This is a genomic window from Burkholderia sp. S171, from assembly GCF_009766085.1.
GTDB lineage: Bacteria > Pseudomonadota > Gammaproteobacteria > Burkholderiales > Burkholderiaceae > Caballeronia.
Map to the genome: position 1 here is coordinate 134,902 of NZ_LMUF01000057.1, position 6,812 is coordinate 141,713.

The 6,812-nt window shown below is 59.5% G+C and carries 6 protein-coding genes; all 6 read left to right on the forward strand.

Annotation, left to right across the window (positions count from 1 at the left end; all coding sequences use genetic code 11):
* Window positions 1–13 precede the first annotated feature (13 nt).
* Window positions 14–808, forward strand: a complete 795-nt coding sequence (locus GSQ93_RS32960; RefSeq protein ID WP_158940120.1) for a MetQ/NlpA family ABC transporter substrate-binding protein — start codon at window positions 14–16, stop codon at window positions 806–808.
* A 227-nt stretch (window positions 809–1,035) separates the two neighbouring features.
* The gene (locus GSQ93_RS32965; protein ID WP_158940121.1) at window positions 1,036–2,058 is read left to right on the forward strand and encodes an ABC transporter substrate-binding protein; all 1,023 of its coding nucleotides are present in this window, start codon (window positions 1,036–1,038) and stop codon (window positions 2,056–2,058) included.
* A gap of 42 nt (window positions 2,059–2,100) precedes the next feature.
* Complete coding sequence (locus GSQ93_RS32970; RefSeq protein WP_158940122.1) at window positions 2,101–3,090, forward strand: quinone oxidoreductase; 990 nt, start codon at window positions 2,101–2,103, stop codon at window positions 3,088–3,090.
* 115 nt (window positions 3,091–3,205) lie between these two features.
* A complete protein-coding gene (locus tag GSQ93_RS32975; RefSeq protein ID WP_158940123.1) occupies window positions 3,206–4,498 on the forward strand; it encodes an MFS transporter in 1,293 nt (430 codons plus the stop codon).
* A gap of 150 nt (window positions 4,499–4,648) precedes the next feature.
* Window positions 4,649–5,326: a response regulator transcription factor gene (locus tag GSQ93_RS32980; protein WP_158940134.1), complete on the forward strand. Its 678-nt coding sequence runs from the start codon at window positions 4,649–4,651 to the stop codon at window positions 5,324–5,326.
* Entirely contained in the window at window positions 5,316–6,671 is a 1,356-nt protein-coding gene (locus GSQ93_RS32985) for a sensor histidine kinase (protein ID WP_158940124.1), read from the forward strand. Before GSQ93_RS32980 ends, GSQ93_RS32985 begins: the two co-directional genes overlap by 11 nt.
* Window positions 6,672–6,812 lie beyond the last annotated feature (141 nt).

Below are 6,812 nucleotides of genomic sequence, written 5' to 3' on the forward strand. Positions count from 1 at the left end.
CAAAGGGTAGTCCATGCAACGTCGATTCATTCTCAAGCTGGCCGCTGTTTTCAGCGCAACAGCATTGCTCGCTAACGTCGCGCAAGCCGACGAAACCATCAAGGTAGGTGTGACCGGCGGTCCGCATGCACAGGTCATGGAAGTCGTGAAGCAGGTGGCCGCGAAGAACGGCCTGAACATCAAGATTGTCGAATTTGCCGATTACGTCCAGCCGAATGCGGCGCTGGCTTCGGGCGATCTCGACGCGAACAGCTACCAGCACGCGCCGTATCTCGACGCGCAGGTGAAGGATCGCGGCTACAAGCTGATCAAGATTGCCGAGACGGTCACGTTCCCCATGGGCATCTATTCGAAGAAGTTCAAGACGCTGGCCGATTTGCCGGCGGGCGCCCGCATTGCCGTGCCGAATGATCCGACCAACGGCGGCCGGGCGCTGTTGCTGCTGCAAAAGAACGGCTTGCTGAAATTGCGCGCCGATGCAGGCTTGAAAGCAACGCCGCTCGATATTATCGATAACCCGAGAAAGCTGAAGATCGTCGAACTCGACGCTGCGCAAATCCCGCGCTCGCTCGCGGATGTCGACGCCGCCGCGATCAACACGAACTTCGCCATGGAAGCCGGGTTGAAGCCGAAGCAGGACGCGATTGCGATTGAAGATCCGAACGGTCCGTACTCGAACATCATCGCGATTCGCGCGGTGGATAAGGACAAGCCGTGGGTGGCGAAACTCGTGGCCGCCTATCACTCGCCGGAAGTGAAGCAGTTTATTGAAGCGAAGTACGCGGGTGCGGTGATCGCCGCCTGGTGAGCCCCGGCTCAGGCAAGACCCGGTAACAAAATCTGAATATAAACGCGCTCTCTCCCTCACGGGTTTGAGCGCGTAGTCGTTTAAACAGGGCCAATTCGGCTCGCCGAGGGTAAACGCCGATATTTTTCCGACCCTGCAGAAAGCAGGCAGAAGGCTTTGCCTTCTTATACTTGCCGCACATTAGAACAAGATGCCGGTTTGCCACGGATAGAAGGAGACGCTTCTCGATGCAGTTTTCCCCCCGCTTTTTTCCGCTCGCTTGCACGCTGGCCGCGCTTTTGTGCGGCGCGACGCCTGCCCACGCGGAAAAGCTGACGCTGATGGCGGGCGGTACTTCCAAGATCGTCTATCTGCCTTTGATCCTCGCATCGCAACTTGGTTATTTCAAGGACGAAGGACTCGAATTCGAGATCCTGTCCCAGCCGGCCGGCGTCGATACTGCGACGGAACTGCTCGCTGGCGCGATCCAGGGTGCGGTCGGTTTTTACGATCACACCATCGACCTGCAGAGCCGCGGCAAGGACGTCGAAGCGCTCATGGTGTTCAGCAAGAGCGCGGGGCTGGTCGAGCTGGTATCGAAGAAATCCGCGGCGAGTTTCAACACCATGGCCGACGCGAAAGGCAAGACGTTGGGCGTGACGGGACTGGGATCGTCGACAAACTTCCTGACCCATTATCTTGCGGCACGTGCGGGATTATCGCCGAAGGAATACTCGGTGTTGCCGGTGGGCTCCGACGATAGTTTCATCTCGGCGTTGAATCAGGGTGGTATCGACGCGGGCATGATCGAGGAGCCGGTCGCGAGCCGGCTGCTGGCCAGCGGCGACGCGAAAGTGCTGGTGGACATGCGCAGCGCCGCGGGTACTGCGGCTGCGTTGGGTGGTCCATATACAGGTCCGTGTTTCTACGCCCAGCGAAGCTGGGTCAACTCGCACCACGATGAAGCGCAGAAGCTCGTGCGCGCAATGGTGCGCTCGCTGGCGTTCATTGCGAGCCATAGCGCTGAAGAGATAACGGCCAAAGTGCCGGCCGACTTTTACGGACCGGGACAGGGCAAGGCGCTTTATATCAGCGCCCTGAAGTCCTCCATGCCGATGTTTACGAAGGACGGGCGGATGCCGGACGGTACGCCTGCGGCGGTGCTGAAAGTGCTCACGTTGGCCAACTCGTCGATTGATCCGCGCCATATCGACCTGTCGAGGACCTACACGAACGAGTTCGTGGATCGCGTTCAGCTCGGCGCCAAATGAAATGAAACCGGCGACTCATTTCCCTCTATTCGAAGCGATGCAATGAAAGCGATACGCATAGAACAGTATGGCGGACCCGAAGTCCTGATTCGTCAGGATATCGAAGTTCCTCAGCCAGGACAGGGTGAGGTGCTGGTCAAGGTCAGGTGCGCCGGTATCAACTTCATGGACATCCACACTCGCCAGGGGAAATACAAGGCATCGCGCACGTACCCCGTGAGCATTCCCTGCACGCTCGGCATGGAAGGTTCTGGCGACGTTGTTAAAACGGGTGCGGGCGTCACGTCGTTCGAATTGGGCGAGCGGGTCGCGTGGTGTATTTCGTGGGGCGCTTACGCCGAATATGCTGTCGTGCCGGCCGCACGGCTGGCGCGCATTCCGGATTCGATTTCTTATGACCTTGCCGCTGCCGCGATCTTCCAGGGATCGACAGCGCATTATCTGATCGACGATGTCGGCCATGTGAACGCCGGGACTACGTGCCTGATCCATGCGGCGTCCGGCGGTATCGGCCAGTTGCTGGTGCAGTTCGCCAAGCGTCGCGGCGCGACGGTATTTGCTACGACCAGTAGCGAGCAGAAGGCCGACATCGCCCGCAAGCTCGGTGCGGATCACGTGATGCTCTACGACGATGGCCGCTTCGCTGACCGCGTGCGCGAAGCAACCGGCGGCCGGGGCGTAGATGTAGTGTATGACGCGGTTGGCCGCACGACACTGCGCGACAGTTTCCGCGCCACACGTGTGCGCGGACTGGTCGTCAACTATGGATCCGTATCGGGTTCGTTGAACGATCTCGATCCCATTGAGCTGGGCGAAAGCGGGTCGTTGTTCCTGACGCGTCCGCGGCTGGCCGATCATCTCGCCGACGCGCAAACGGTGCAGCGCCGCGCTGACGACGTGTTCGCCGCACTGGCTGATGGTTCGCTCAACATTGCCATCAGCGCTCGCTATACGTTCGATAAGGTTGAAGAGGCGCACGCCGAGCTAGAGACACGGCGCCAGGTGGGCAAGTCAGTTTTGATGATTGGATAGGTAGTATCAATGCGTCCGTTGCAGTCGCGCCGGTCGTTGTTAATCGTTGTCGAATGCAGTGACTGTTGTCGCCATCGTGCGCCGGCACACCGCATCCTTTGAGAAGGTCAAGTTCATGTCCTCACACGCTATGTCCGCAAACGAGTCGAAATTCAAGTCGGTATTTCGGGTTGTCAGCGGCAATTTCCTCGAAATGTACGACTTCATGGTCTACGGCTATTACGCCTCGGCCATTGCCAAGACCTACTTCCCGAGCGGTGACGAATTTGCGTCGCTGATGCTCGCGTTGTCCGTATTCGGCGCAGGCTTCCTGATGCGGCCGATCGGCGCCATCGTGCTCGGCGCTTACATCGATCATCATGGACGGCGCAAAGGCCTGATCCTCACGCTGGCCATGATGGCCGTCGGCACCTTGCTGGTCGCAGTGATTCCGGGGTACGCGACTATCGGCATAGCCGCGCCGATCATCGTGTTGCTCGGACGTCTGCTGCAAGGCTTTTCGGCTGGCGTGGAACTGGGTGGCGTCTCGGTGTATCTCTCCGAGATCGCGACCAAGGGCAACAAGGGCTTCTATTGCTCATGGCAGTCGGGTAGCCAGCAAGTGGCCGTGGTGTTCGCTGCGTTGATCGGCGTGGGCATGAGCCGGATCTTGCCGCCTGACCAGATGACTTCATGGGGATGGCGTGTGCCGTTCATCATCGGCTGCCTGATCGTGCCGTTCCTGTTTATCATTCGCCGTTCGCTGCAGGAAACTGAAGAGTTTCTCGCGCGCAAGCATCGTCCAAAGATGGGCGAGATCATGAAGTCGATGCTCTCGAACTGGGGCATCGTGCTTGCCGGCATGGGCATGGTCATCATGACCACGGTGTCGTTCTACATGATCACGGCTTATACGCCGACCTTCGGTAAGGAAGTGCTCAAGCTGTCTTCCATTGATGCGCTGGTGGTGACGGTGTTCGTGGGCTTGTCGAACCTCGTTTGGCTGCCGCTCTCGGGCGCATTGTCTGATCGTGTGGGGCGCCGTCCGGTACTGCTGTTCTTTACGATACTGACCATTCTCACTTCGTATCCGGCCGTGCAATGGCTCGTCGCCGATCCATCGTTCCTGCGCTTGCTCGGCGTGGAGTTGTGGCTCTCGTTCCTGTACGGCAGCTATAACGGTGCGATGGTCGTGGCGCTCACCGAAGTCATGCCGGTCGAAGTCCGTACCACGGGTTTTTCGCTGGCGTACAGTCTGGCGACGACTATCGGTGGTTTCACGCCAGCCATCTCCACGTACCTGATTCACGCGACCGGCAACAAGGCCGCACCGGGTGCATGGATGGCCGTTGCCGCAGTCTGCGGGTTGATCGCGACGCTGGTTTTGTATCGATCCACGGAAGCGCGCAGCCAGTACAAGACCGCTTGACGGGCGGCACATCGCCAGCCCAGCGCATGGCCACGCTCCGAGCGAGATACACTTCGCCTGAGGGCCGTGGCCCGGCGTGGCGTGAGGCTCATTCGAAGCATACGCATGCCGGGCTGGCGGACAATGCCCACGGATAACGCGGTGAACGTGATGAAGCTACTGCTGGTCGAGGACAATGAGCAACTGGCTCACTGGCTCGCTAAGATTCTGGAAGACGATGGTTTTGTGCTCGATCGCGTCAGCGACGGTGACGCGGCCGACCGGTTCCTGCGCATCACGCGCTATGACGTCGTGCTGCTCGACCTCAACTTGCCGAACCTGTCCGGCAAGGGCGTGTTGCGGCGGCTGAGAGAACGGGGCGACGACACGCCCGTCCTGATCCTGACCGCAAGCGGCTCAGTGGATGAAAAGGTAATTTGCCTGAGCGCCGGTGCGGACGACTATGTTGTCAAGCCGTTCGATGCGCGCGAGCTGGTTGCACGGGTCAAGGTGCTGGTGCGGCGACAGTTGCCCTCGCGCTCGAACAGCATGCGCTGCGGCGATCTTTCCTACGATATCGACCGGCGGCAATTTTCGGTAGCGGGCGAAGTGCTGAGCCTGACGCCAAGAGAGCATGCTGTGCTCGAGACCTTGATTCTCAAGGCCAAGAAGACAGTCTCCAAGCCGATGCTCGCCGACTCGCTCGGCAGTTCGACCACCCACACGAGCGAAGACGCCATCGAGATCTATGTCTCCCGGCTTCGTAAGAAACTCGAGAAAAGCACGGCCACCATCATTACGCTTCGCGGCCTGGGTTATCTGTTGCAAGCCAGCAGCGATGACGAATAGCCTGCGGCTGCGGCTTCTGCTGTGGTTGCTGCTACCGCTGACGGTCTATGTGCTTGCCGCGGGTTACATGGCCCGTGAAGGCGCGCAGAAAACTGCGAGCCTGATCCAGGACAATGCACTGCTTGCGTCTGCCCGCGTGATGGCCGGCGACGTCAAGTGGGACGACAGTTTCCTGCATGCGGACATTTCGCCGAGCGCTATCGAGATCCTTAGTTCGCCCTATGGCGACCGCGTGTTTTTTCGTATCCGCGTGATCGACGGGCCGGCGATTGCGGGCACGTCGGATCTTGAGCAGGTCGAGCCGCCGAGTTCACCCGGCTGGTACGACACCGAGATCGATGGTCAGCCGGTGCGCGCCGTCTCCATCATCCGGCCGATGTACGACTCGGGTGAAAGCAAGCGCATCCTTGTTTCGGTGGGCCGCACGGAGCTGGAGCGCGATGCCTTGGCGACTGAGCTATGGCGGCCACAACTGGTGCATTTCGCGGAGATCATTGCGATTGCAATCGTGCTGGTATGCGTTGGCCTGACGTTCGAGTTGCGGCACTTGATGGCGCTGACCAATGACGTTCGCGACCGTGCGCCGAACGAACTCGTGCCGTTGCGCTCCGAGCATCTTCAGAGCGAGTTGCGGCCCATTGTGGATGCGATCAATCAGTGTATTGCGAGGATCGAACGGCAGACCGCCATGCAGAGGCGCTTCATTGCGCATGCCGCGCATCAGTTGAGAACGCCGCTGACGTTGCTTGGTGCGCAATTGCAATACGCGCGTCGCCACGATGACCTTGCTACCGTCAAAGAGACTCTTTCCGCGATGCACAAGAGCAATGGCGCGCTGGTATCGCTGACCAACCAGTTGCTGTTGCTCGCGCAGGCTGAGACCGCTGACTACAGCCATTTCGAAGGCGAACGTGTCGATTTGCGCGAGGTCGCGACGACTGTGATTGAGGAGTTGGCGTTGCTGGCGCAGCGTCGCGGGATTGAGCTGGCCGCGCAGCTTGCCGATGATGCGATCGTGTTGGGGAATGCGCGTTTATTGTCGGTGCTGGTTTTTAATCTGGTCGATAACGCGATTCGATACACGCCGGCGTCAGGTCATGTGACGTTGTTGATCGAGCGGCGCGAGAAGGCGATTGTGCTTGCCGTTACCGATGATGGTCCGGGTATTCCGGCCGATGTCCGCGATCGCGTGTTTGAGCCGTTCTTCAGGGCATCGGGGGAGGAGGGCAGCGGGTTAGGTCTTGCAATTGTGAGGGAGATCGTGCGGGCGCACCGGGCGAGTATCAGGCTTGATGATGGCCCCGGGGCGAGGGGCCTTGCGGCCGAGGTTCAATTTTCGGGTTAGGGGCGTTCGGGGTCAATGCCGGGTTGGTGCTTTCAGTGTTAGTGGTCTGCGAGAGTCGGACTTTCTCTTTATCACTGTTAGCCACTGCGCGTGGCGGCGCGTCATTTCTTTGTCCAAAGCGACAAAGAAACGAAGCAAAGA

Coding starts and splice junctions, on each gene's coding strand:
- GSQ93_RS32980 (WP_158940134.1), top strand. CDS start 4,649: ATGAAGCTACTGCTGGTCGAGGACAATGAGCAACTGGCTCACTGGCTC.
- GSQ93_RS32965 (WP_158940121.1), top strand. CDS start 1,036: ATGCAGTTTTCCCCCCGCTTTTTTCCGCTCGCTTGCACGCTGGCCGCG.
- GSQ93_RS32970 (WP_158940122.1), top strand. CDS start 2,101: ATGAAAGCGATACGCATAGAACAGTATGGCGGACCCGAAGTCCTGATT.
- GSQ93_RS32985 (WP_158940124.1), top strand. CDS start 5,316: ATGACGAATAGCCTGCGGCTGCGGCTTCTGCTGTGGTTGCTGCTACCG.
- GSQ93_RS32960 (WP_158940120.1), top strand. CDS start 14: ATGCAACGTCGATTCATTCTCAAGCTGGCCGCTGTTTTCAGCGCAACA.
- GSQ93_RS32975 (WP_158940123.1), top strand. CDS start 3,206: ATGTCCTCACACGCTATGTCCGCAAACGAGTCGAAATTCAAGTCGGTA.